General features: G+C 48.0%; 29 protein-coding genes. All 29 read right to left on the reverse strand.

Annotated features, from left to right (window positions below; translation table 11 throughout):
* Window positions 1-15 precede the first annotated feature (15 nt).
* The 29 genes from EI981_RS17690 to fliI all read right to left on the reverse strand — a co-directional run bounded on the left by EI981_RS17690 (window position 16) and on the right by fliI (window position 25,755).
* Window positions 16-333, reverse strand: a complete 318-nt coding sequence (locus EI981_RS17690; protein WP_127000364.1) for a hypothetical protein — start codon at window positions 331-333, stop codon at window positions 16-18.
* Window positions 334-351: 18 nt separating this feature from the next.
* Window positions 352-1,761, reverse strand: coding sequence for a FapA family protein (locus EI981_RS17695; protein ID WP_127000366.1), 1,410 nt, complete (start codon window positions 1,759-1,761; stop codon window positions 352-354).
* A 49-nt stretch (window positions 1,762-1,810) separates the two neighbouring features.
* Window positions 1,811-2,599 (reverse strand): FliA/WhiG family RNA polymerase sigma factor, encoded by a 789-nt coding sequence (locus EI981_RS17700; RefSeq protein ID WP_127000368.1) that lies wholly within the window; start codon window positions 2,597-2,599, stop codon window positions 1,811-1,813.
* 15 nt (window positions 2,600-2,614) lie between these two features.
* On the reverse strand, window positions 2,615-3,037 hold the full coding sequence (locus EI981_RS17705) for a hypothetical protein (RefSeq protein ID WP_127000370.1): 423 nt from the start codon (window positions 3,035-3,037) through the stop codon (window positions 2,615-2,617).
* A 3-nt stretch (window positions 3,038-3,040) separates the two neighbouring features.
* Window positions 3,041-3,538 (reverse strand): chemotaxis protein CheD, encoded by a 498-nt coding sequence (locus EI981_RS17710; RefSeq protein ID WP_127000372.1) that lies wholly within the window; start codon window positions 3,536-3,538, stop codon window positions 3,041-3,043.
* Entirely contained in the window at window positions 3,531-4,124 is a 594-nt protein-coding gene (locus tag EI981_RS17715) for a chemotaxis protein CheC (RefSeq protein ID WP_418789072.1), read from the reverse strand. Before EI981_RS17715 ends, EI981_RS17710 begins: the two co-directional genes overlap by 8 nt.
* A gap of 37 nt (window positions 4,125-4,161) precedes the next feature.
* Entirely contained in the window at window positions 4,162-4,623 is a 462-nt protein-coding gene (locus EI981_RS17720) for a chemotaxis protein CheW (RefSeq protein ID WP_127000376.1), read from the reverse strand.
* A gap of 117 nt (window positions 4,624-4,740) precedes the next feature.
* The gene (locus EI981_RS17725) at window positions 4,741-6,822 is read right to left on the reverse strand and encodes a chemotaxis protein CheA (RefSeq protein WP_127000378.1); all 2,082 of its coding nucleotides are present in this window, start codon (window positions 6,820-6,822) and stop codon (window positions 4,741-4,743) included.
* A gap of 28 nt (window positions 6,823-6,850) precedes the next feature.
* Window positions 6,851-8,275: a protein-glutamate methylesterase/protein-glutamine glutaminase gene (locus EI981_RS17730; protein WP_127004803.1), complete on the reverse strand. Its 1,425-nt coding sequence runs from the start codon at window positions 8,273-8,275 to the stop codon at window positions 6,851-6,853.
* Between the two features lie 40 nt (window positions 8,276-8,315).
* Window positions 8,316-9,203: a MinD/ParA family protein gene (locus EI981_RS17735; RefSeq protein WP_127000380.1), complete on the reverse strand. Its 888-nt coding sequence runs from the start codon at window positions 9,201-9,203 to the stop codon at window positions 8,316-8,318.
* Window positions 9,200-10,576, reverse strand: coding sequence for a flagellar biosynthesis GTPase FlhF (gene flhF, locus EI981_RS17740; protein WP_127000382.1), 1,377 nt, complete (start codon window positions 10,574-10,576; stop codon window positions 9,200-9,202). Before flhF ends, EI981_RS17735 begins: the two co-directional genes overlap by 4 nt.
* The gene (gene flhA, locus EI981_RS17745) at window positions 10,573-12,552 is read right to left on the reverse strand and encodes a flagellar biosynthesis protein FlhA (protein WP_237172670.1); all 1,980 of its coding nucleotides are present in this window, start codon (window positions 12,550-12,552) and stop codon (window positions 10,573-10,575) included. The genes flhF and flhA overlap by 4 nt, the downstream gene beginning before the upstream one ends.
* A gap of 80 nt (window positions 12,553-12,632) precedes the next feature.
* Window positions 12,633-13,721 (reverse strand): flagellar biosynthesis protein FlhB, encoded by a 1,089-nt coding sequence (gene flhB, locus EI981_RS17750; RefSeq protein ID WP_127000386.1) that lies wholly within the window; start codon window positions 13,719-13,721, stop codon window positions 12,633-12,635.
* 15 nt (window positions 13,722-13,736) lie between these two features.
* Complete coding sequence (gene fliR / locus EI981_RS17755; RefSeq protein ID WP_127000388.1) at window positions 13,737-14,525, reverse strand: flagellar biosynthetic protein FliR; 789 nt, start codon at window positions 14,523-14,525, stop codon at window positions 13,737-13,739.
* Between the two features lie 12 nt (window positions 14,526-14,537).
* Complete coding sequence (gene fliQ / locus EI981_RS17760) at window positions 14,538-14,807, reverse strand: flagellar biosynthesis protein FliQ (RefSeq protein WP_127000390.1); 270 nt, start codon at window positions 14,805-14,807, stop codon at window positions 14,538-14,540.
* A gap of 88 nt (window positions 14,808-14,895) precedes the next feature.
* Window positions 14,896-15,657, reverse strand: coding sequence for a flagellar type III secretion system pore protein FliP (gene fliP / locus EI981_RS17765; RefSeq protein WP_127000392.1), 762 nt, complete (start codon window positions 15,655-15,657; stop codon window positions 14,896-14,898).
* Window positions 15,654-16,130, reverse strand: a complete 477-nt coding sequence (locus tag EI981_RS17770) for a flagellar biosynthetic protein FliO (RefSeq protein ID WP_227011488.1) — start codon at window positions 16,128-16,130, stop codon at window positions 15,654-15,656. The genes fliP and EI981_RS17770 overlap by 4 nt, the downstream gene beginning before the upstream one ends.
* Window positions 16,131-16,198: 68 nt before the next feature.
* Entirely contained in the window at window positions 16,199-16,564 is a 366-nt protein-coding gene (locus EI981_RS17775; protein WP_068780720.1) for a response regulator, read from the reverse strand.
* 26 nt (window positions 16,565-16,590) lie between these two features.
* Window positions 16,591-17,781 carry a flagellar motor switch phosphatase FliY gene (gene fliY, locus EI981_RS17780; protein WP_127000396.1) on the reverse strand — a complete coding sequence of 397 codons (1,191 nt, stop codon included), beginning with the start codon at window positions 17,779-17,781 and terminating at the stop codon, window positions 16,591-16,593.
* A complete protein-coding gene (gene fliM / locus EI981_RS17785; RefSeq protein WP_127000398.1) occupies window positions 17,771-18,769 on the reverse strand; it encodes a flagellar motor switch protein FliM in 999 nt (332 codons plus the stop codon). The genes fliY and fliM overlap by 11 nt, the downstream gene beginning before the upstream one ends.
* Before the next feature lie 67 nt (window positions 18,770-18,836).
* Window positions 18,837-19,313 (reverse strand): flagellar basal body-associated FliL family protein, encoded by a 477-nt coding sequence (locus tag EI981_RS17790; RefSeq protein WP_127000400.1) that lies wholly within the window; start codon window positions 19,311-19,313, stop codon window positions 18,837-18,839.
* The gene (locus tag EI981_RS17795) at window positions 19,310-19,534 is read right to left on the reverse strand and encodes a flagellar FlbD family protein (protein WP_127000402.1); all 225 of its coding nucleotides are present in this window, start codon (window positions 19,532-19,534) and stop codon (window positions 19,310-19,312) included. The genes EI981_RS17790 and EI981_RS17795 overlap by 4 nt, the downstream gene beginning before the upstream one ends.
* Before the next feature lie 104 nt (window positions 19,535-19,638).
* The gene (flgG, locus tag EI981_RS17800) at window positions 19,639-20,460 is read right to left on the reverse strand and encodes a flagellar basal body rod protein FlgG (RefSeq protein ID WP_127000404.1); all 822 of its coding nucleotides are present in this window, start codon (window positions 20,458-20,460) and stop codon (window positions 19,639-19,641) included.
* Window positions 20,461-20,549: 89 nt separating this feature from the next.
* Window positions 20,550-20,939 carry a TIGR02530 family flagellar biosynthesis protein gene (locus EI981_RS17805; RefSeq protein WP_127000406.1) on the reverse strand — a complete coding sequence of 130 codons (390 nt, stop codon included), beginning with the start codon at window positions 20,937-20,939 and terminating at the stop codon, window positions 20,550-20,552.
* Window positions 20,936-21,487: a flagellar hook assembly protein FlgD gene (locus EI981_RS17810; protein ID WP_127000408.1), complete on the reverse strand. Its 552-nt coding sequence runs from the start codon at window positions 21,485-21,487 to the stop codon at window positions 20,936-20,938. The genes EI981_RS17805 and EI981_RS17810 overlap by 4 nt, the downstream gene beginning before the upstream one ends.
* Window positions 21,488-21,503: 16 nt before the next feature.
* Window positions 21,504-22,937: a flagellar hook-length control protein FliK gene (locus tag EI981_RS17815; protein ID WP_127000410.1), complete on the reverse strand. Its 1,434-nt coding sequence runs from the start codon at window positions 22,935-22,937 to the stop codon at window positions 21,504-21,506.
* A 49-nt stretch (window positions 22,938-22,986) separates the two neighbouring features.
* Window positions 22,987-23,913 carry a MotE family protein gene (locus tag EI981_RS17820; protein WP_127000412.1) on the reverse strand — a complete coding sequence of 309 codons (927 nt, stop codon included), beginning with the start codon at window positions 23,911-23,913 and terminating at the stop codon, window positions 22,987-22,989.
* Between the two features lie 67 nt (window positions 23,914-23,980).
* Window positions 23,981-24,424, reverse strand: a complete 444-nt coding sequence (gene fliJ, locus EI981_RS17825; protein ID WP_127000414.1) for a flagellar export protein FliJ — start codon at window positions 24,422-24,424, stop codon at window positions 23,981-23,983.
* A gap of 11 nt (window positions 24,425-24,435) precedes the next feature.
* Window positions 24,436-25,755 (reverse strand): flagellar protein export ATPase FliI, encoded by a 1,320-nt coding sequence (fliI, locus tag EI981_RS17830; RefSeq protein WP_127000416.1) that lies wholly within the window; start codon window positions 25,753-25,755, stop codon window positions 24,436-24,438.
* Window positions 25,756-25,761 lie beyond the last annotated feature (6 nt).

Below are 25,761 nucleotides of genomic sequence, written 5' to 3' on the forward strand. Positions count from 1 at the left end.
AATCCGGAATTTGCACTATAAAGATAGATCGATGTGATGTCCTTTATAGGGATGCTCAGCCGGTTTTTCTTTCTCTTTCTCATCCTGATGGTCCCCGGATGATTTGCCCTGCTGCTGCTTTCGGGATGATTCATCATCCCGTCTCACATGAGAACTGGACGAACCCTCATCTACTTCAGTACTGCGATGTCTTTGGAGATCGCTATCCTTCACATTTTGCGCCGATAGCATACTCTGGTCGATCTGAGGCCTATGCTGTCCCTCGTGCTGAACCCGTCCTGCTTCACTTGTTCGCGGCACTGCGATCTGCAATTCGATAGATTTCAAATCCATAGGATTGCCTCTCTTCCCCTAAACATAAGGCGACATCGAAATATCCCCTTCACTATAGTAGAAAGACATTCGTGAGATCGGATCTTTTATATATTTCGTATAACGTCCAATGACGATCCTCGACCCGCCGTATATCATTTTCATTACATCTACACGGGCTTTTCCTGTATCTTCTAGAGCCTTTTCAATATCCAGGATTCGTTCCTTGATATCGTTAATTTCTTCGAGGTTGGATTTCTTGGTAAGCCCCAGCTTGGAGCGCATCGCTACTTTATCCGGAGTCAACTTGCCCATGGAGGCCAATTGATCCAACAAGGTTAGAGCCTTGTCCGTTTTATCGAGATTGACCATAATGTCTTTAATTTGCTGCCTAAGGTTTTGCAGCTCGTTACGAAGCTCTGGTACAGCGCCGACTTCGATCGAGGTTGATGTAGACATCGGATTTCCAATGATACGTGCCACTACTCGCTCGCCAGCTTGAATGATCCCACCTACAATAAGACCTTTGGAACCGCTGCAAATGACATCTTTACCAGCCCGGATATTAGAATGCATGATGCTCTGAGTGGCAATCACATCTTCACCGGCAATGACATTCGCATCCTGGATGAAGGAGCCTTTTACGTTATGCCCTGCCTTAATCATACCTTTGTTATAGCCAATAATGCCTCCGGTGACCTCTATGGAACCATCAGCATATAGCTCGGCCCCTTCGACACCACCTACGATACGAATGTCGCCGGACGCTGTTATCTTGAAGCCTGTAAGCACGTTGCCACGAATAACAACTGTCCCTACAAAATCGATATTTCCTGTACTATAATCTACATCTCCATTAACTTCGTAAACCGGAAAAACATTAATTTTCCCTTTATCCGTCTGCGTCACCAGACCATCAATCGCAGCATACATCGCTGTCTGTTCTGGATTAAGTACCACGTTCTTGCCAACCTTGAACCTGGCCGCTTTCCCCTCCCGATAAGGAATCGGATCACCCGTCACCGCCACCCCTTGCTTGCCAGGGACCGGCGGAATCAATTCCGCGATAATTTGGCCTTTGCGGACATTGTTAAGGCGTGTCACATCCTTATAGTCCACTCTGCCATCTTCCGTCTCCGCAGGTTTTATGCGCTGATCATCATCTAGCGACACCGAAAACTTGATCCTGCCGTCCTCCCCTTGCTGCGACTCTATGCCGATTGCAACCGGGGTTTTACTATAATAATACTCTTTCGGATTTACAATAAAGCGCTTAACAATATCTTGCTGTATTCCGTATTTGATTCCTTCACTGCGTAGAAAATGCAGCAAGGCATCTTCCGTACAGCTAAATTTCTCTTCCTTCTTCAGAAACTGCAAATAGGCAACTGTCTTGTCGTCATTGATCGTAATTCCGAGAATTTGTCCCAAATCACCTGAATAGTCCATTAGCCGCTCCTCTCCGAAATCCATTCACCCTGTGGAAAATGACATTTCATTAATCATTACACATGAGCAGATCCCGCTGCTTTTCCAATGTTCCGCGAAGCCTTAGAATCGCTTTGGAATGAAGCTGTGAAATGCGTGAAGGCGACAACGACATGACCTCCGCGATCTCACTCAAAGACAAATCTTCATAATACAACAAAGAGACCACCGTACGTTCCTTCTCGGTTAACTTCTCGATTCCCTTCGTCAGCGAATCTTTCAAAAAGAACTCCCGTACCTTATAATCCGGGTTTTTTGCCTTCTCGTCAATGAGTAGTGTAAGCCTTGTCTCAGATTCTTCTTCCCGAATCGGGTCTTCGAGAGAGCATAGCGTCATAACTGCTACTTCTTGAAGCATAGATTGAAACTCTTTCTCACTTATCTGTAAATAATCGCTCATCTCCGCATCCGTTACCGAACGCAGATATTGTTGCTCTAGATGCTGATAGCCTTCTTCGATCTTCTTCGCCTTTTCTCTGACGGAACGAGGAACCCAGTCGCCTTGCCGAAGCCCGTCCAGTATTGCTCCTCTTACTCTCCATGAAGCATAGGTTTCAAACTGAAGTCCACGTTTGTAGTCGAATTTCTCGACAGCATCGATCAATCCCATAACCCCATTACTGAACAAATCATCCTTGGAGACGTTCTTCGGCAAACCGACGGCTAGACGTCCCGAAACGTAGTCAACAATATGCAAATACCGCTCAATAAGTTGTTTCTTTGCCTCTAAATCGCCGTGTTCCTTCCAATGCTCCCAAACATCAGCATAACTCAGAGTGGATGTCTTCCGCTCGTGCAATTGCCCTCACCCTCCTTATTGTTCTGTCAGGTGACGAACGACTTTAGCCAGCTCTTCAGGAGCTTTATCGTCAGTAGTCTTCACTAATCTTGGCGGATTAAGCGGTGTAAACTGTTGTTCCGATAACTCTCCTTCTGGAGCCTGCTTCAATAAGTCACCGATCTCCTTGCTTTCATCCGGAGTCGTTAGATCCAAATTGCCACCTTTCCCGAGTTCTCCAGCCAATGCCGCTTCTTCCTGAGCCTCCACATCTGGCGGAAGCTCCTTAAGGACGCTGATAACCCAGCTTCCTGCCCAGGAAAGTGCGAACCATATCGCAAATGCTAAAAGCGACCGGATCAAGCTTGTAGCGAACAAATTATTGCCTGCGGACACCGCGAAAGTAATCAAAAAGCCGATAAAGCCAATCAACAAAAAGTAACGGATTTTCCCTGTCATATGCTACAGTTCCTTTACACCCTTTTGTACACTTCTTATAAATAAAGTGCCTGTCTCAACATCTAACTCAATCGTACGCCCGTGATTTCCACCCGTATCTTCTGCAATTAATGATATCCCCAGTTCCTGCAATTTCTCTTTGCAGGCCTCCACATTTCTCGGCCCAATTCTCATTGAATCCGAAGCCCCGGCAAAAGAGAACATTTGCGCTCCTCCCGCCATCTTGGCGACGAGTCGTTTCTGGCAAGCCCCAATCGCCAGCACTTCCTCCAGCAGCTTGTCCAATGCTGTATCAGCATATTTCGCTAGGTTCAACGCTCCCTCCCGAGCGATCTCGGATGAAGGAAGCATAACATGCGCCAGACCGGCTACTTTCTTAACCGGATCATATAGCGTTAACCCAACACAGGACCCAAGACCGGTTGTCCGGATCAGGCCATGCCCGGAAATGACATTCAAATCGGCCATGCCAACCTTGACAACCTGCTGTTCATCAATCATGATCCAGCGGCACTCCTAGAGCGGTGAATATTTTGGCAAAAGATTCTGGGTCCGGGATAAGGAAAAACTGGCCTTCAACTTCATGCTGTCCTTCGATAAAGGTTGTATCGATCAAGAGTGCGGAATCTCCCATCTCTCCGAATTGTAGAAGACCATAGCTCAGAATGGCTCCGGCCATATCCATCGCTAATGCAGGCACTGTCGGCGTCATCTGCAGCATCGTAAAATCAGCGAGAGAAGACAGATAGGAGCCAGCCAATATGTTGCCGATCTCGGAGAGTGCGGACCATTCCATTTCAGTGAAGTCCTCTCCATCGCAGACCTCGAATCCGGCCAGACGATGAAGCAGCTTCTTGGCCGCCTCAGGACTGAGAATAAAGAAGAGATTGCCTGGCGCATCCCCCTCAACTCGGAGGAAGATGGCCAAGACAACTTGCTCTGCTCCGCCGACTCGATCCGAAATGGCTTCAAACGGGAGCATTTGTACTTTAGGAACGGCCATATCTATTGGCTTGTTCAGCAATCGGGACAATGCCGTCGCAGCATTGCCGGCGCCGATATTGCCAATCTCCTTCAGTACATCCATTTTGAACTCTTCCAAGTGATTGAATAAGTCCACAGGCTTAACCCTCTAAGCTTTCCAGTTGGATAATCTCGCTGCGATTCAATACTTCGGACAAATTCAGCATCACAAGCAAGCGCTCTTCGGAAATACGTGCAACACCGCGCAAATATTTGGCTTTGACCCCGCCCACTACATCTGGCGGAGAATCGATAACATCGCTGTTAATGTCGATAACATCATTGGCGGAATCGACGATGAAACCAACCTCCAGCTCATTCGCTGTCACAATAATAATTCGGGTCTGATCGGAAAATTCGCTCTCCGGTAGACCAAAGCGACCACGCAGATCGATGACAGGGATAACGACACCGCGCAGATTGATCACGCCCTTGACGAACGAGAACGTCTTAGGTACACGAGTGATAGGCATCATACGCTCGATCGTCTGAACCTTGTTCACCTCGATGCCGTACTCTTCTTCACCCAGCTTAAAAACGATTACTTTCAATTCCTCTCCCATGGAAATTCCTCCTTAAATAATTGCTGACTGCTGGCTCAATGGGATGAGCCTGACTAAAGTTAATACCTGCTTGCCTGCTCTTATACAATCAGGTTCAAACTACCTCTAAAGATGAGCTTATTTAATGAAGGCATTCGGATCAATAATCAACGCAACTTGACCATCCCCTAGGATTGTTGCACCAGCGATCCCCTGAATGGCCGGAAGATATTTGCCCAGGTTCTTAATGACAATCTCGCTCTGGCCAATGAAATCCTCAACAGTGACAGCAGCGAGACGATCGCCCTTGCGGACAACGACAATCTCGGATTCCTCTTCCGCATTCTCATCATAACCTGGTACTTCGAAGAGGTTAGCAAGCGATACCAGCGGAATATGCGCATCTCTGTATGGTATCATCGTATAGCCATGAACCTGACGAATTTGACTACGCTGAATGAGCCCGGTCTCGACAATTGATGATAACGGAATCGCATATTTCTCTGACCCTACCTTAATCAGCATCGCAGAGATAATGGATAGCGTTAATGGAAGCTGGACGGAGAACTTTGTCCCCTTACCAAGCTTAGATTCTACCGATACTACGCCGCTAAGCGATTCTATCTTCGTCTTGACGACATCAAGTCCAACGCCCCGACCTGAAATATCGGAGATGACCTCTGCGGTACTGAAGCCAGGTGCGAACAATAGCATGAAGACCTCTTCATCCTTCATCTTTGCGCCTTCGCTCTCGGTGACAATTCCTCTGGATATTGCTTTGGCTAAAATTTTGCTCCGGTCAATACCATGTCCATCATCCTCGATCTCAATAAAGACATGATTTCCGCTATGGAAGGCCCGTAAATTCACTGTTCCGGTCTCAGGCTTGCCAGCAGCAATTCGTTCCGCAGTCTGCTCTACGCCATGGTCGACCGCATTGCGAAGCAAGTGCACGAGTGGATCGCCGATCTCATCAATCACCGTACGATCAAGCTCAGTCTCAGCACCGGTAATAATCAAATCTATCTTCTTGTCCAAAGATTTGGCAAGGTCTCGCACCATGCGTGGGAAGCGATTGAACACCGTATCGATCTGTACCATTCTCAGCTTCAGCACGATATTCTGCAGATCGCTACCAACCCGGCTCATATGCTCAACCGTCTCTGTTAATTCTGATCGTTTGACTTCACTGGCAAGTTGCTCGAGACGAGAACGGTCAATGAGCCATTCGCTTAGCAGGTTCATCAATACATCCAGTCGGTCGATATCAACCCGAATGGTCCTTGAAGGCGCTGCTGAATGATGGGCTGCCGCCTTTTTCGGTTCCGCCTTCGCCGAAGCTGAAGCCTTTTCAGCGCCTGCACTTGGTGCATTGTTCTCAGCGTTTGCCTCTTGAACCGGTTCAGCTACCGCTGCGGCCGCCGCTTCTTGTACCCCGGCAGAGATCTGATTAAGTGTCTCATGATCGAGCTGCATCACTTCGGTAGACTCAATCTCCGAGAGATTCATAATCATGCTCTGCAATTCTGGGGCTTCTTTTTGAGTTATGTAATATAGAGAGAAACTACGATCGAACTTCTCTTGCTCAATGTCCTGAACGGAAGGGCTCGACTTAACAATGTCTCCGTAGCGTTCTAGCAGGTCAAACACCATATATGCTCTCGCTGCCTTGAGCTGACTGTCTTCACGGATGGCTACACTAATGTACAGGACACTATGGCCTTCGGTGATCGATTGTTCTAATACAGAATATTGATATTGATCCAAGTTGATCTCGGCACCACCGGAAGCTTGACTTGTGGTTGACGCTGTAGCAGCAGGAGCCTCATTCGATGCGAAATCCCCACGTACGATTGCCTGGAGCGAAGATACGATCGAGCTGACGTCAGCTTTGCCTTCCCCACCCTGGGTAATATCCTGTACCATCGCTTGTAGAGCATCCAAACCTTGGAACAATGTGTCAAAAATATAGTCCTGCATCTTCAGCTTCTCATTGCGAACCAGATCCAGTACATTCTCCATCTGGTGCGTTAAAGATGACAGGTCCTCAAATCCCATCGTTGCGGCCATCCCTTTCAGCGTATGGGCTGATCTAAAAATAACCTGCACGATCCCGATATCATCGGGGGTTTGCTCTAGCTCCAGCATATTTTCGTTTAATGCTTGCAAATGATCATTCGACTCATCGATAAACATGGATAAATATTGGTTCATGTCCATGGTGAGGCACCTCCTTCGAGAGATTCCGTTATTTCACAATCTGTACAAGTTTCGGGCCAATTTGCTCTAACGGCAATATCTGGCTAACACATCCCATCTCAATTGCTGAACGCGGCATCCCGTATACAACGCAGGACTCTTCGCTCTCCGCAATCGTCGATGTTACTCCAGCATCATAAAGACGCTTCATCGACCTTGCTCCATCGCTTCCCATTCCGGTAAGCAGTACGATATGCTTCTTCAGCCCTTGCAGCGGCACCAGAGATTCAAACATCACATCTACCGATGGCCGATGTCCATTGCAGGGTTCTAGACCGGACAGAGTTGCTTGATAAGACCCGCCAGCGCTAGCAGCCACTGTCAAATGCAATCCGCCAGGGGCAACATACGCGCTGCCAGGGAGCAGCTCCATTCCTTCCTCCGCCTCTACAACATTAAGGGCGCTCAGGCTGTTCAAGCGCTGGGCCAAGGATTTCGTAAAATTAGGAGGCATATGCTGTACAATAACGATCGGAGCCGGAAAATCGGCTGGCAGTTGCTCCAGCACAGCCTTTAACGCTTTGGGACCGCCGGTTGAAGTACCAATAGCGACGAGATCGGTGAACCCGGTTCTTGACCGACTCCGCGGACGACCCTGATCTTCCTTGGCCTGTTCTTGAACCGGCTGTTTTCTCGCCTTCGTCTCTTTGACCTTCTTTACCGGCTCCGGCTTCACTACAGTCTCCTTCGCAGCAGCCACAGGAGCAGTCGGCAGCGACGGCTTCTTCACCGTCTTCTGCCCATCCGTAGTCACCCCACTGCCCTTCGCGACACCTTGGGGCTTCTCCTGCTTTTTCAATCCCCCTGCTATCAATGGTCTATCAGTGTGTTGACTGGCCGTAGGTTCAGCATCTCGCTTCGACGGCTTAGTTGCACCTGGCTTGCCAGTTGTCTGTTGATCCAGATCGAATTTTTGCTTCCGACTCGCCGGAATAACTGGCAGATCTGGCATTGGAGTCAGCGCTTCCTGAAGCTTCGCTTCAAGTGCCGCCTGTCGCATCTCTCTTCTCTCCTTGGCCAGCATCGCCGCTTTCATCTGCTCTCGCAACTCACGCCCAACTTGCTCGATATCGTAAGAGCTTGTTGAAGCCAGCGGTTTGCGGATGAAATCAAAAGCACCTAGCTCCAGTGCCATGATCGTCTCCCGCATGCCCTCTTCATTTACGCCGGAGAGCATGATGACAGGCAAGGGATGATCCTTCATAATCACTTTCAATGACTCCAACCCGTTCATTTCCGGCATTTCTACATCCATGGTAACTAAGTCAGGTTTTAGCTCCGTTACTTTATCGATCGCTTCGCGTCCATTAATAGCCGTAGCCACGACCTGAAATGCCGAGTCCAGCTCAATCAAATCGGATATAATCTTGCGCATGAATCCCGAATCGTCAACCACCATAACCCGATAAGACATTTCTCGCATCCCGCATCCACCTTTAGCTTCTTTTTCAGAATCACTTATCACGTCTTAACCACCTATGCATAAATCCTTTGATTCCTGATAAAGTATCATCCGGTTTTTTCTGTGGAACATTCAAGTAAGTCATTGCGAGGCGCTGAATATCGCGCGCTGCTGCACTAGCGGGAAAAGCCGTAATAAATGGAGTCTGCCCTTTCACTGCTTGCATGACATGGGTGTCATCCCTCAAATAACCAAGCATCGGAATCTCTAACTCAAGAAAGCGGCGTGAGACGAGTGAGATTTTATCAGCGACCTGTCGTGCTTCACTCTCACCGTTCACACGGTTTACTACAAGCCGAAAATTGACCTGATCGTCTAGCCCATGCACGACTTTGATCAACGCATAGGCATCCGTAATCGAAGTCGGCTCCGGAGTAGTTACAACCAGACATTCATCCGCTGCGGTAATAAACTTTAATGTCTCCTTGGAAAGCCCGGCACCTGTATCAAAAATAATAAAATCCATCTCTTCGGCCACAATCTCAATCTGGGATGTGAAATAATTCAGATCTGCTTCCGATAATAGAAATAGGTCCGCTAGACCCGAACCCCCTGCGATAAAGGGCAGCCCCAGCGTTCCCAGCTCAACAATCTCTGACATCTTTCTCTCGCCTCTTAATAGATGATAGAGATTATATTTCGGCCTTGCCCCCATAAGTACATCTATATTAGCCATACCGATGTCTGCATCGAACACGAGCACTTTCCTGCCTAATGATTTGAGGGCGAGTGCAAAATTAAGCGTGAAATTGGACTTGCCTACACCACCCTTCCCGCTACTGACCGTCAGTACGCGCGCTGTTCGCTGCTTGCTGGAACCCTCTGCAAGCTCCCTATAAGAAGAGACTAGCTGTCTTAAAGCTTGGGCCTGATCGCTCATGCTCTGCCAGCTCCCATGACGAGATCAATCATGAATTTCGAATCCGCAACCAGCAGATCATCAGGGACATTTTGACCATTCGTAATGTAAGACATAGACACGGGGTAATCCTGCAGTAAATTAAACATCGGCCCTACACTCTCAGTCTCATCCAGCTTCGTGAAGATGACCTTCTTCAACCCATACCTACTAAAATGCTCGGTAATTCTCTCCATATCCTGCGTCTTGGAAGTTAAGCTAAGGACCAAGTAGGTCTCGCTGTTCTCGGTAGTGTTAAGTAGACTATGCAATTCTGCTACATGAATCTCATTTAAATAGTTACGTCCAGCCGTATCCATCAGGATAATATCACATTGCTCAAGTCGCTGAACCGCCCTCTGTACATCGCCTGGCGACTGCACGACCTCAATCGGTACGTTAAGGATAGAAGCATAAGTCCTGAGCTGTTCAACCGCAGAAATGCGGTACGTATCGGCGGTGATGAAGCCTACTTTCTTACGGGCCCGGAAGATTTGATCCGCCGCTAACTTAGCGATCGTAGTTGTCTTGCCGACCCCGGTCGGCCCGGCGATATAGACGATACGTGTATTCTCGCCAATACCGCCATCTATGCGTCCTTCCAAAGAACCCGACACACAGCTTTGGATTTCCTCCAATAATTCGACTTCAGACATCGACTCCTTAGAGTCAAGCCATTTATCATAAACCTTATCTACCCAGGCTTCGACCAGCTGTGGCGAGAATTCCTTACGTAACAGCAGTTCCTGAAACGCGCTTAACGGCTCTGGTAACTCGCGGCTATCCTTCTGCTGCTTGGCCAATTGTTCCAGCCAGGTTTTCATTTCGCGAATTTCCTCCAGCAGATGTTCCTCTCTGGGGCTATTAGGCGTGTATAATCCGGTTGAGGCCGAAGGAGGGCGTTGCTCCTCCGTCAGCCTCGGTTCGGATGTCCTGACCTGGGTAATCTCGTTCTCTGCCCTTCGTGCGGACGACGCACTCGCTTCATGAAGGACATCAAACGCTCTGCTCAGAACCGGATTATCCACTTCCGCCGGTAGCTTCGGGCGCTGTGATACACTCACCCCGGAGGCCGGCATTGATTCACTGGATTTCATATAAACATCCGACGCAAAAGATTTAGTCATTGGTCTTACTGGGCCAGAGGATGGGCGGCTAACTCCTTTTCTAGATGCTCCAACATCGCTGCCCTCCGAAGCCGCCACAACTTCTATTTTCTTCTTCCGGAACATCCCCATAAAACCACCGATTTTCATCTCTTTCGTACTTAATATTACAGCGTCAACCCCAAGCTCATCTCGTATTTTCTGCATTGCATCAGGCATTGTATCGACGACATACCGTTTTACTCTCATAAGTTCACCACTCCGACGCTTTGAATTTCAACATTCGGTTCCAGTTCACTATAGGACAATACCGGTATATCCTGCATACTCCGCTCAATGATCTGCCGTAAATACATGCGGATCGTTGGCGACGTTAGCACGATGGGCTGTTGGCCGGATTGAATCAGACGGTTAACCTGCTCAGACAGCTTCTGGAAGAGCGTCTGACTGGAGGTGGGATCCATAGCAAGATAGCTTCCATGCTCGCTTTGCTGCACGCTCTCGGCAATCTTCTTCTCCAAGGAAGGTCCTACCGTAATGACGCGCATCGTCTCTCCCTGCTGTGAATATTGCTGAGTAATCTGCCGTGAGAGAGCCTGTCTGACATATTCGGTCAGAATTTCGGGATCCTTCGTATAGGTTCCGTAATCAGCCAAAGTTTCGAATATCGTTACCAAATCGCGGATCGATATTTTCTCTCTGAGCAGCTTAGCCAGCACCTTCTGAACATCGCCAATCGATAGTACCGACGGGATCAATTCGTCGACAAGAACCGCATAATTCTCTTTCAGGTTGTCGATTAGAGCCTTCGTCTCCTGACGTCCCAGCAATTCATGGGCATGGCTCTTAATTAACTCCGTCAGATGCGTAGCAACAACCGAAGGCGGATCCACTACCGTATAGCCAGCTAGCTCAGCACGATCCTTGGTCGCCTCATTAATCCATAGTGCTGGCAACCCAAAAGCTGGTTCCTTCGTCTCAATGCCTGTAATGGAATCATCATCCATCCCTGGGCTCATTGCCAAATAGTGATTAAGTAATAATTCACCACTGCCAACGACATTTCCTTTAATTTTGATGACATATTCATTCGGTTTTAGTTGAATATTGTCGCGAATTCGAATCACTGGAACGATTAAGCCCATCTCAAGTGCGCATTGCCGGCGAATCATGATGATCCGGTCAAGCAAATCGCCGCCCTGAGCTGTATCCGCAAGCGGGATGAGCCCGTAACCGAATTCGAACTCGATAGCATCGACCTGAAGCAAGTTGATGACGCTCTCTGGGCTGCGCACTTCTTCGATTTGCTGTTCCTCCTCCTGCTGCTCCTGCTCGATCTGCTTCTTATTCATGTTCTTCTGCATTCGCCTTGCCGCGAACAACAGAAGTGCCGCAAACGGAAGCGTAGTCCATGGACCAATCGGCGTAAACAGGCCAAGCACTGTAATGGTGCCTGCTACGATGTAGATCAGCTTCGGATATGTAAACAACTGACTCGTAATATCTTCGGCAAGATTTCCTTCCGAAGAAGCACGGGTAACGATCAAGCCTGACGCCGTTGAGATAAGCAGCGCCGGAATCTGACTGACAAGTCCGTCCCCGATGGTTAGCAATGAATAGGTCCCTAATGATGATTGGAAATCCATCTTGTGGATCGTCATCCCGATAATAAATCCACCGATCAAATTGATCAGCAAGATAATGATACTTGCGATTGCATCACCTTTGACAAACTTACTGGCACCATCCATCGCCCCGTAGAAGTCAGCCTCGCGCTCAATCTTTCTACGGCGCTCACGGGCCTGTTGCTCGTTAATCAACCCGGCGTTAAGGTCGGCATCGATACTCATTTGCTTCCCGGGCATTGCATCCAAGGTAAAACGTGCAGCTACTTCCGCAACCCGTTCCGAACCTTTGGTAATAACGATAAACTGTACAACCACCAGAATCAGGAAGACGACAAAACCGACAACCGGTTCCCCTTGAGCCACCCAAGAGCCAAATGTAGCAACCACATGGCCGGCTTTGGCCTGCCCCAGAATCAGCTTGGTTGTCGATACGTTAAGCGCAAGCCGGAACAGAGTCGTTATGAGCAGCATAGCCGGGAAGATCGAAAACTGCAGAGCCTCCCGTGTATTCATCGCCACAAGCAAAATCGTAAGCGAGAGCGATATATTAATGATGAGAAGAATGTCCAGTAGCCATGTCGGGATGGGAACGATCATCAATAGAACGATACCGATTATCCCCACTAATATGAACAGATCTTTGAACTTCTTCACCGGTCTTCCTCCGATCCGAGAGCTTATTTCACTTTGCCTTGTAATCTATATACATATGCCAGCACTTCGGCTACGGCTTGGAACAGATCCGCAGGTATCGAATCGCCGATTTCGGTTCTCTGGAAAAGGGCGCGTGCCAACGGCTTATTTTCCATTGTGATTACGCCATGCTCCTTGGCGATCTCCTTGATACGCAGAGCCACATAATCTTGACCTTTAGCTATCACTTTTGGTGCATCCATCTGCGTGCCATCATACTTGAGTGCTACAGCAAAGTGCGTCGGGTTCGTAATAATCACATCCGCCTTCGGCACCTCCTGCATCATCCGCTGCAGGGCCATCCGTCTTTGCCGCTCACGGATTTTACCTTTGACGAGCGGATCACCCTCCATTTTCTTATACTCATCCTTAATGTCCTGCTTGGACATCTTCAAGCTCTTGTCATGCTCGTATTTCTGATAAATATAATCCAGGACTGCAAGCACAAACAGCGCCGCAGCAATCTTCAAACCGAGATTCATCGTCAATTGAGCCGTAAAATGAAAAGCCTCCTGTACCGGAACATAGCCAAGCGATGAAATCTGGTCTCTAGCACCCCAAATCGTCGAATATACGAGAAAACCGATAATAATAAGCTTCAATATCGACTTCAGAAACTGAACGAGCGAGCGCATCGAAAAAATATTTTTGAAACCTTTGATCGGATCGATCTTGCTGAACTTCATCTTCAGCGGGTCACCGGTCAATAGAAAACCAACCTGTGCATAGTTGACAATAAGTGCCATCACTATGGCAACGAGGAAAATCGGCGCCAGCGCAAGTAGAATCTGAATGGCATAATCACCGAACATGACCATCACATTTTCACTCGTCACATTCATTTGTAAACGGTGATAGTATACATCAGAGAACATGAAGACAACTCGTTCCTTGATATATCCGCCGAAAATGAGCAAGCTCAGAAATGAAGAGAGTAGGATCGCTGCTCCAGACAGATCCTGACTTTTTGCAACCTGCCCTTTCTTTCTTGCATCCTGCTTCTTCTTCGGAGTCGCTTTCTCCGTCTTCTCACCAGAGAACAACTGCAAATCCAGCTTTATCCGATATGCCACCTTCGATTCTCCTCCTTACTTCGGCGCCTCTCCGATGGTAGCAAACAAATTGTGCAGCGCCCGGAACATCACTTCAAACAAATGCTCAAACGCATAGATGAAGCTCGGAATCAGGAGAAGCAGCATCGCCAGGCCTACCAAGATCTTAAGCGGGATGCCGATTACAAATACATTGAATTGGGGTGCCGTTCGGGCCAGGAACCCCAGGGCCACATCTGTCACGAACAGAGCAACCACGAGCGGTGCAGCCATCTGAAAAGCGAGCATGAATGCCTGACTGAACGTAGTAATCAAAAATTCAGACAGATTCCCATTGTAAATTCTTTGAAACACTTCGTTTGATAGCGGAATCCAATTGTAACTGCGAATTACCGCATCAAGCAAATAGTGATGGCCGTTCATACTAAAGAAGATCAGCGTGGCAAATACATACTTCAAGTTGCCAATTACCGGTACACTTGAGCCCGTAACCGGGTCAAGCACGTTAACGATCCCAAAGCCAATCTGTATATCAATAAAAGAACCAGCCATCTGAATGACCGTGAACAGCAAGGTCGCCACATAACCCATTAAGAGCCCGATCAGGATCTCCCGAATCACAACCAGTAAATAGCTAAGATCGCTGGGCACCGCCTGATTCGTTCCTTGTATAAGCAAAATGAAGACGGCTATGATCGCTGACAATCCAATCTTGTAACTGTTCGGGACACCCCGTGATGAAAATACTGGTGAAACTACAAAAAAGGCTGTCATTCGACAAAAAATCAGCATGTAAACGGAAGCGCTCTGCAAAATAATATCCATCGTTGTACCGGCCTAACTAATGTAATTGGCGAGATTATTCAAAATCCCATAGGTGAAATCAACGAGCGTTGACAGAATCCATGGACCGAATATTAACAAGCTAATTAATACGGCAACGATTTTTGGAATAAAGGCCAGCGTCTGCTCCTGAATCTGCGTCGTCGCCTGAAATATACTGACGATAAGCCCGACTGTTAGACCTATCAGAAGCATCGGCGCGCTTACCTTCAGAACGGTATAAACGGCTTGTCCGGCCAAACCGATAATAAATTCCGAACTCATGAACCGTCTTCCCCCCTCTTAACTCGCGAATCCGGCGGGGGAATCCCCCGCATCCACTGCCATAATCTTAATCATAGATGTAACATTGCTATGTAACAAAACTGCTAAGCAGCGATTTGATGACCAGATACCAACCGTCAACAAGCACGAACAGCAATATCTTAAACGGCAGCGAGATCATGACCGGAGGAAGCATCATCATCCCCATCCCCATAAGGACGCTGGCTACTACGATATCGATGATCAGAAACGGAATGTAAATCAGGAACCCCATTTGGAACGCTGTCTTTAACTCGCTGATAGCGAACGCCGGTACCATTACGCTGATCGGAATATCCTCATACTTTTCCGGCTTGGCCGTCTTCGTGTAGCTCATGAACAATTGCAGATCCTTTGGCCTAGTATGCGAGTACATAAATTTCTTCATCGGGACTGCTGCTTTGTCCAGCGCTTCAGTCTGAGAGATTTCCCCTTTAATATAGGGCTGTAGAGCTACCTCATTTACAGTAGACAAGGTAGGACTCATGACAAATAGCGTTAAAAAAAGCGCAAGCCCGACCAGCACCTGGTTAGGGGGCATCTGCTGCGTTCCGAGCGAGTTTCGAACGAAGCCGAGCACGATCACAATTCTCGTAAAACTGGTCATCAGTACTAGAATCGCAGGAGCGATACTTATGACTGTTATAAGCAGTATAAGAGATAGAGAGCTTGTACCCGGTGCGCCATCGGAATTGCCGATTTGAATATTCACATCTGGTATCGGATCGGTCGGAGCTGCGGAAGCCACGGTCACAGCAAAGACACTAAAGAGCATCAGAGCCAAACTTATAATAATAACTTTGTTCTTCATGAATCCCTCAACCGATCTGTAGATTGTTGCTGCTGATCCTTCAGCAGCTCCTGCATTTGCCGCTTGCGATTCGGCATTTTCTGCAGCTGAGCATGGAACATTTCGTGAAAGGCTGATTCATCCAGCTCTTCTTCCTGCACCTTATTCCCTTTGCGAAAGCGGGAGACGAGCCCAGAAAAGACGGTAGTCAGTCCAGCAAACTCGGCCCCCTCTTCTTCAAATGCCTGCTGCAAAAGAATGACTTCTTCAGGGTCGGAAATTTTATCGACCATGGAGATGTCCTCACCTACACCAACCAGATAAATACTACTGCCGATCTCAATGACCTGCAGCGATTTATTGGGCCCGAGACCGATAGCTCCTAAAGTACGGATCGATCGACTTTGCGACAAATAGCGGTTCTTCCTGCCTAAAAAACGGATTAATACAACGATTAAGACAATGATAATGGCCAGAACAACGATTACCATCATCAGATTTCCCCAAATATTAATATCACCACTTGGTAACTGGGAATCCGGTGTCGAAGGCATGACGCGACCTATATTCCCAAGGTTTTGTTGATCGCTTCAATTACCCGATCAGATTGGAATGGCTTAACAATGAAATCCTTGGCTCCAGCTTGGATCGCATCGATAACCATCGCCTGTTGCCCCATCGCTGAGCACATAATTACTTTTGCATTCGGATCCATTTTCTTGATTTCCTTCAATGCTGCAATCCCGTCCATCTCAGGCATTGTAATATCCATGGTGACCAGGTCGGGATGCAATTCCTTATATTTTTCGATAGCCTGTGCCCCATCCTGGGCTTCACCGACAACCTCGAACCCGTTCTTCGTTAAAATGTCACGGACCATCATTCTCATAAATGCTGCATCGTCTACGATTAGAATTCGGTTTGCCATTGCTTTAAAATCCTCCCTAAGCTCTACTATTGTAATTTTTGTATTCGATCCCATTGGCTAACGATATCTGTGACGCGAACGCCAAAGTTCTCATCAATGACCACGACTTCACCCTTGGCGATCAGCTTGTTGTTCACCAGAATGTCTACTGGCTCACCGGCAAGCTTATCGAGTTCAATGATCGAGCCCTGCGATAATTCCAAGATATCCTTAATTTGCTTTTGGGTCCTTCCTAATTCTACGGTGACTTTAAGGGGAATGTCCATCAGTAAGTTTAAATTATTTTCATCTATATGACCTAAAGCTGGATTTCCAAAGTTAGCGAACTGTACCGGTTGAACGTTCAGATTGCGTCCCGGTACCGCTCCAAAATGCTGCGGTTCAGCCATCGGCCGTTCCTGCGGCGGATAATAATATCCTTGCTGCTGGGGCATGGGCTGAGACGGCATGGACGGCGCATTATATGTAGGAGCAGGTGGCTCATAAGCTGGTGCCGGCGGCGCTGCTGCTGCTGCGGTCTCCTGCTTAACTGGCTCTGTGACGGAACCATTAATCAAGCTTTCTACCATTTCCTTGGCGAATTTCACTGTCAGCAGCTGCATGATCGTAGAATCGATCAGGTCGCCAATGGTCAGTCGGAAAGATACTTTGATCAATATCTCATCTGATGGCAGATTATTGATTCCTGTGCCGTTCGTCATGTTCAGAATATCGATTCCCGGCGGCGAAATGTTCACGAAGCGGTTAAAAATGGTCGACATGGAAGTAGCCGACGAACCCATCATCTGATTCATTGCTTCCTGAACGGCGCTGATATGAATTTCATTTAATTCCGCGTCATCCGGACTGCCGTCACCACCGAGCATCAGATCGGCGATAACCTGAGCATCTCTAGTCTTGATGACCAGTGAATTCATTCCTTCAAACCCGTCAACATATTGGACATGAACAGCAACATGCGGTTTAGGGAATTCAGATTCAAATTGAGAGCGCGTAATAATCGATACCTTAGGGGTCGTAATATCGACCTTCTTGCTTAACAATGTGGACAGTGCGGTCGCCGCACTTCCGAACGTAATGTTGCCGATTTCACCCAGCGCATCCTGCTCAAGCGGCGTCAAATAATCCGATACTGTTGGTTCAGTGGGTGTATCCTGATTAGCCTGCTTCAGGAGGGCGTCAATCTCTTCCTGGGATAAATAGTCTTTACTCGTCAAGCTCCTCAACTCCTTCGCTGACAATTTCATCAATTTGAACAGCTACCCGATCCTTGAGCGTACCCGGGCTGCCGATGTATTTCAATCTGTCTCCGACGCGAATAGCAAGTCCCTCTTGAACCGATTTGTTCAGGGAGATCACATCGCCTGCGGATAGTTCCAGGAACTCGCGCACTGTGATGTTCGATTCGCCTAGCTCTGCGATGATCGGCAAATTAGCTTTGCTGACCCGATTGCGTAGTGCGTCCATCTCCTCTGGTACTCTCGACTTCTTCTGCGATACGAACCAGTGATGCACTGACAGCTTCGGCATAATCGGCTCAATAACCACATGTGGTATACATAAATTAATCATCCCGGAGGTGTCGCCGATCTTTGTACTCAGCGAGATCAGTGCGATCGTCTCGTTAGGAGATACAATCTGCATAAACTGCGGATTCGTCTCGAGTCCCTCCATTCGAGGCTGGATATCGATCACGGTCTTCCAAGCCTCCTGCAGGCTGTCAAACGCGCGGCTGAATATCTTCTCCATGATGATCGTCTCGATCTCTGTCAATGAACCGATCTTGGAAGGAGCAATCCCCATCCCGCCAAGCAATCTGTCCAGCATAGCAAAAGCAACGTTAGGGTGAACCTCAAGCACCATACGACCTTCCAGCGGTTCCGCTTCGAAAATGTTAAGGATCGTCATCTTCGGTATTGAACGGATGAACTCGTCATAAGGAAGCTGTTCTACCTGTACCACATTAATCTGCACAAAAGTGCGTAGCTGTGCCGAAAAATAGGTGGTAAGATAGCGGGCAAAATTCTCATGAATTCGAGTCAAGCTGCGAATATGATCCTTCGAGAACCGAACGGCCCGTTTAAAATCGTAGGATCTGATTTTCTTCTGTGTTTCTTCCTTCTTCAATTCCTCGGCATCCATTTCGCCCGAAGATAGAGCCGCAAGTAAAGCATCAATCTCATTTTGCGATAAAACATCTACCAAACCTCTCACCCCCTCCAAAGAAAAGTAATTCTATCAATATCAACTAGTAGTAGAGGTTCTGTCTGTACTAGTAGATCGGCTGCATAATAAAGTTTGTGATATCGATCTGAATCAATTTTCCTTCCGGCAATGACTTGTTGATTAAGTTCAACAATTTGGAGCTAAGATTGTCCTTTCCCTTCGCTCCAGTCAATTCCTCCGGCTTGGTATCGGCCAAAGTCTTGATGATGATTGGTTTAATTTTATAATCCTTGATCTTGTCGAAAGCTTCCTTCGTTGAAGCACTATCCATTTGGAATGCAAAGTCCATTCCAACAACGTAGCCTGCATCCGACAGGTTCGTCTTGATTCCTTCGATCGTGGAAGTGACCTGTACGATCTCATCCGCAGATAGAGACTTAGGTACTGCCACATTACCGACTGCATTCTTCACTTCACTGCCCCGGTCGGGATTTGTAATTTGATTCATAAGCAGGAAGGCGGCCAGTACAATTAGTGTAATTGCTAGTAAAATTGTAATTAACCAAGGCGCCATTTTCTTCATGACAATTCCTCCGTTTGTTGCACTTTAATGGATGCTGCGTGGATGCCGATTTCACTGTAGTAATCCTTGACCATCGCAATGACCTCAGCCGCCTTCTCCAGCACTATAATACGTTTACCAGTAACCAAGGTTACGTATGTATCGGGTGTTTCCTCGACGGTCTCGATCATCAGAGCATTAAGCCACATTTGCGAGCCGTTCAAGCGTGTGACAGAAATCATTATTAACCTCCCGTCTTAACCGTAAGTCGCTTATTCTCCTTCTATAACCTGCAGTTCCATCCGGTAAGTCGGGGAAGGGATCTCCCTCCCCCGTTATGCTAGGCTTAGCGTTTCAGGTTAACAACTTCTTGCAATACTTCGTCGGAAGTCGTAATAATTCGGGAGTTTGCCTGGAATCCACGCTGCGCGACAATCATCTCTGTGAATTCACCCGTCAAATCGACGTTGGACATTTCCAACTGTCCAGCGATAATTGAACCTGTACCCAACTCAGCGTTATTTGCCGTAGTCGGTTCAAGCTCTCCATCGGCAATGGCGTTCAGTGTAACACGATACAGATTGCCACCAATCTTCTCGAGTCCTTCCGGGTTCGTGACCTTGGCTACGCCGATTTGAGCACCTGCCTCCGTCTCTCCAGTATTCATCTTCTGTACGATCGTTCCGTCAGCAGCAATCGAGAACGCTGTTACATCATCGCCGATTGGTTCAAGTACCTCGCCACCGGCGTCACATACAAGCAATCCATCGGAAGTAACCAATTGGCGGGCTGCATCCAGATGGAAGTCCCCTGCTCTCGTCAGAAAAGGAACTTCCTGATCAGGAGACAATTTAACAAGGAAGAATCCATCCCCATCAATCCGCAGATCCAACGGATTATTAGTCGTCATTGCGCTTCCGCCTGTATGCATCGTATCGATCGAGCCGATAGATACGCCAAGGCCGATTTGCTTGGCATTCACGCCACCGCTTTCTCCATCATTCGGTGCAGTGACTCCGGATACCGTCTGACTCATGATATCCTTGAACATTACACGTCCAGATTTGAAACCAACCGTATTCACGTTGGCGATGTTATTGCCGATTACGTCAAGCTTCGTCTGAAACCCGCGCATCCCGGACACGCCAGAGTACATCGATCTTAACATTGATACATTCCTCCCGTTATTGATAGTTATTAGAGCCGCTTCAGTCGATCTGCGGCCTCTGCTTGGCTCTCCGAATCCGGGCCAGCCAATTAAGAAATAATCACTGCACTATCTATCTGAGTGAACACATTATCCTGCATACTGTTCTTGTCCATCGCGGTAACAACGGTTCGGTTCTGAACATTAACGATCAGCGCCATATCCTTCATTAGAATTAATGAATCCTTGGCTCCTTTGGCCGCTGCACGATCGATGGCCGAATTGATCTTGCTGATCTGATCAGGCTTCAACTCTATTCCCCGCTGCTCCAGACGCTTGACTGCATGGTTACTCAACCGGAACAACTCGTCCTGGAACAGTTCCTTGAAGGAATTCCCTTGAGATTGAGCGTTACCCCCGATATGATTCTTCGGTTGCTGTAAAGCACCAGGATGAACGATACCAGGATATAGATTACCTACACGTACGGGCTCATTCATTCTGTCTCAGCCCCTTGTCCAGTGGACGGATCTTCTGGAGCAGTCTCAACAGGAGGTGGATTTTCCGTGGAAGGATTCTCCGCTTCTTGCGGATTTTCCACTCTCTCAACCTTGGATACTTCAATTTCTTGATTGCCTACCTTAACATACATTTCGCCGCCGCGGACAATGACTGCCTCCACGATGCCGCTAGCCTTATCGGATACAACCGACGGCTTACCAGTTGCTATATCGTACTCTCCGGTAGAAGTGGATGTATTCCAGCTAACAACCTTCCCAATAAGTCCGGAAGTGTTGCCGAGGGACTGGCTCATCTTGCCGATCTGGTCAGATATATTGATCAATTGTTCCACTGAAGTAAACTGCGCCAATTGAGCAATCGTATCCTTATTGTCCATCGGAGACAACGGATCCTGATTCCCCATTTGCGTAATCAGCAATTTGAGGAAGGAGTCTTTGCCCAAGGAGTTATCGAGCTTGCTTGCCTTGGCCACATTCTCAGCTGAGTAATTTGGCCACATGACCTTTGACGTAACAACGTCTGCCATTTGCTTACCTCCTCTCTTATGCTCTCGCTACGAAGGAACTGCCCATGTTCAATTCTTTCGCTCGCACTTCGCTGATCCAGTCATTCCATTCTTCATTCAGATCATAGACTGACAGCAATTCTTCCTCAGAGACGGTCACATCACGCCGCTTGCTTTGCTGCTGCCCGCTGCTTCCGCTGCCAGGTTGCCGTCCATCATGATACATATGCGAAGAGAGGGAAGTATTCTGGGTTACCTCCAGCTTGCTTACCTGAAGTCCCTGGGCCTGCAATGCCGAGCGAAGCTGTGACATCTGTGCCTCCAATGACTCCTTGGCAAAAGCGTGCTCCGTAATAAACTGCGCTACCAGTTGGCCGTTCTGCATCTTAATTTGGACATCCACACTGCCAAGATGCTGAGGATTTAAGGAAATTCTCGCCTCAGACATACCCTGAGTCTTAATGATATCCAGCTTATTAATCAGAAACTGTCCAACCTCTTTGCCGAAGTTCTCCACAGGAACTGGTGGTGCTTTGACCGTGAGTTGGGCTGTACCCGCATCGCGAAGTGCAAGTTGGCCTGCGGTCACAACATGTCCTAATTGGAAGTTAGACAGGTCATCCGCCGTGTTAGATCCAGAACCCGACTTCTCGGCACCTTCGAGTACGCGTCCACTCGCTGTTATTGCCTCTGCTGTAGTTAAATCAACGGCACGTGACAGATGAGCTGTAGGAATTGTCTCATTCACCTTCGTAGCGTTACCCTGACCTGCATCTACACGTAGACTTGTATCTGCAGCCAAATGAGGAAGTACATTTTGCCCTCTATTCGAGACAGCAAATCGTGCGTGCTGAGTATCTGTGCCCTTCACTTCTCCAGATAATCCAGCTTCCTCCAGAATACTCTTCAGAGATCCGAGTAAATTCTCGAAGGATTGAACACCATTACTATTCAAACCCGCTGACCTGGATTCCATATTCGCAGCAGCCAATTGAAGCAGTGTATCATGGAGCGCAAACTTTATCGTCTCCATATGTTGTGCCAGTGCAGGCACCTTAGCTTCGATCGTAGACAACGTCTCTGCATCTTGAACAATATCGCTTGGCTGTAACGTTTGCTGGGCCTGGATCATCCAGCTCTGCAGCGCAGACAATAGCGCAGGATTGTCAACCAGTGCTTCATCAAGTTGCTCAAGCTGCTGAAGCAGGCTATCCATCATGCTGCTCAGCGATTCGGCCCCAGGATCAACCTCAGCTTCTCCGCTAGTTGCCTCGGATGTAACGCCGAGCAGAGCATTGAGCTGGGTCAGAAGCTGCGTTTGCTGAGATTTACCGTCCCCTGTCATCATAGACAGCATAGCTTGGCTGAACGATTGTGCCGGGTCTATGGTAGCAGTTCCCTTATTGTTTCCGGAGGACATAATCGAGTTTGCTTGGGTTCCAGCAAGTAGATTGGTTACTGTTTGGCTCATATTTTTTCACCTCCTTTCAAGAGTTCATTTGATCACTTGAATTAGGCCTTTATTTTGCTACGAGCTGATTCAATATTTTTACCGATGCTTTCTCATCTTGGTCAGTCATCGCGGTCATAATCTTCGAGCGGGTCGAATCGTCGATTGCCCGTAAAATCTTAAGCGACTTTTCAGGGCTGATCTTATAGGTCTGTAAAATAAGCTTGGCAGCCGACTCCGTCGACATCGATGCAAACGTCGCGCTTAATTGAGCATCATCCAATCCTTTATTAGCAACCGTGGTCCCGGTCTCGGCTTCCTTCTTGAGCCTGGATTGCAATGCAGCGATATTCAAATCTTCAGAAGGCTTAACATCCTTCAATTTGATCGAGATGTCAGCTGCTTTTTGCGGGTCCATCTTCTCCAGTATCGCGACCTTGCTATCGTTGCTCATGACGCTGAACATCTGCAGAGTCTCTTCCTCCGTCAGTTTGTCAAAAATCGCTGCTGCCTTACTTGGACTCATCTCCGCATAGATTTGCGACAGCTTCTTGACTTCCTTCAAGTAGTTCGCGTCTTGCTCTTCCTGAGCGGCTTTAGACGAAACGTCACGCTCCGTATTCAGAGCATCTTGAAGCTTCTTCACCTGATCGGATTGCTCCTGAGCCTTAGAGTTCGCTTCCTGCAGCTGTGACTCTTGCTTGGCCAGTTGTTCCTTAAGCTGCTTGATTGTCGCCTCGGAACTCTTCTCCTGCAGCTTCGTCTCCTCTTTCTTCTTCGCTTCAGGTGAGCCATCGTCAGGAATCCAATTTTTTACGATTGGAATTTGCTTGCCGAAGTCAAACAAAGTATCCCGAAAATTCATATTGAACAATGCCATAAGCACCGTAAGCATAACAATAAGGAATATAATCGGTGTCACGAAGAATAAAAATCGTGTGAATCCTCCGCCTGATTCCTCTAATTGTTCGTCTAGCTCTACCTCGTTTTTGGCCATTTCTATCCCCTCCTTCGTAAACCCATGCCCGTTACTCCTATAGAAGCCGTTACTTGAACACGTGTTATTAGCGGGCTTTCATGGCAAACCGGACAGTAGCCATCTCGTCCAGTTCATGTTGTTCCCGAAGAAGCATCTCGTGCTGGAATTTTTGCTGCTCCTTTTCCTTCGCTTTAAGCCACACTTTCTCATCGAGCATTTTGCCGGTCAAATGCGTTTTTTTCTTATCAACATTGATTTCGGCACGCTTTACCTCACCGATCTTTTGCGAAATGCACACTTCCAAGTAATCTGCATAGTACTGTAGCTCCTGCAGCTTAACTACCGAAGCCCTATTTTCCATTTCCGACTGAATCTCAGACAAAGTATTCGCACGATCCAAGAAGAGCTGCTCCAAGGAACGCCGCTGAGCCTCCAGTTCCCCAACAGCAGCAGAGAGCATCCATTCAGCCTGAGTTCTCTCATTAGACTTCAAATCTACGACTTTTTGATAGACATAACGGAACCTCATCCTTGTATCTGTCACTCCCTAGTAAATTCGGAAATTAAACGCTCCTGCGCTTCTGACAATACGACCTTCTCATCCACCCTCTGCTTCGAAAAGGCCCAAATACTCTGAATATAGCTTAGCGCTTCATCAATTTCCTCATTGGATCCTTGCTGGTAAGCGCCGATATTAATCAAATCCTCAGAATCCTTGTACACTGCGAGCAATCGTTTGTAATTCTCAGCGGCATCGTTCTGCTCTCTGGACACAATGTCCTTCATCACACGACTGATACTTGCCATGATGTCAATGGCTGGAAAATGCCCCCGATTAGCAATGCTACGGTTTAAGACAATATGTCCATCGAGAATCCCTCGTACCGCATCCGCAATCGGCTCATTCATGTCGTCTCCGTCAACCAGCACAGTGTAAAAAGCCGTAATCGAACCGACAGGTCCAGTTCCTGCTCGCTCCATAAGCTTGGGTAGTGCAGCGAATACCGACGGAGTATAGCCGCGCATCGCTGGCGGTTCGCCGACGGCCAGTCCGACCTCACGAAGTGCCATCGCATAACGGGTAACTGAGTCCATCATCAGCATCACATTTAGACCGCGGTCGCGAAAATATTCAGCGATCGTCGTCGCGATCAGCGCCCCCTTCATCCGGATGAGTGCCGGCTGGTCAGACGTTGCTACGACAACAACCGAACGCTCCAACCCTTCCGGCCCGAGATCTCGTTCGATAAAATCTCTTACCTCGCGACCTCGTTCCCCTATTAGAGCGATTACGTTAACATCCGCTGAAGTATTGCGGGCAATCATGCCCATCAATGTACTCTTCCCGACACCTGAACCTGCGAAGATACCTACGCGCTGGCCTTTGCCGATTGTAAGCAGTCCATCAATCGCTCTAACACCGATGCTAATGGGCTCTTCGACTCTAGGGCGATTCATCGGATTGATTGGCTTCGCGAAGGTGGAATAATGACCTAATCTGGAAGGCAATAGCGATTCATCAAGCGGCTGCCCCAGTCCATCCAACACCTTACCTAGCAGTTCAGAACCAACCTGTACCGTAAGCGGCTTCCCAGTCCCGACTACATCACAGCCGGGTCCGATAGCTTGCAGCTCCCCGAGCGGCATCAACAGCACCTTGTTGTCGCGGAATCCAACAACTTCAGCCATGAGCGGCTGGGATGATTTATTCGGATATATGTAACAGACATCGCCGATGCTTGCGTCCGGACCCTCGGACTCAATCATCAGGCCGATGACTTGTGTGACTTTGCCATTAACACGCACAGGATCAAGTTGTCTCAGATGCTCGATATAACGCGATGAATTAATGGTTGTCATTTCTTC

It is taken from the genome of Paenibacillus lutimineralis (assembly GCF_003991425.1).
Classification (GTDB): Bacteria; Bacillota; Bacilli; order Paenibacillales; family Paenibacillaceae; genus Fontibacillus; species Fontibacillus lutimineralis.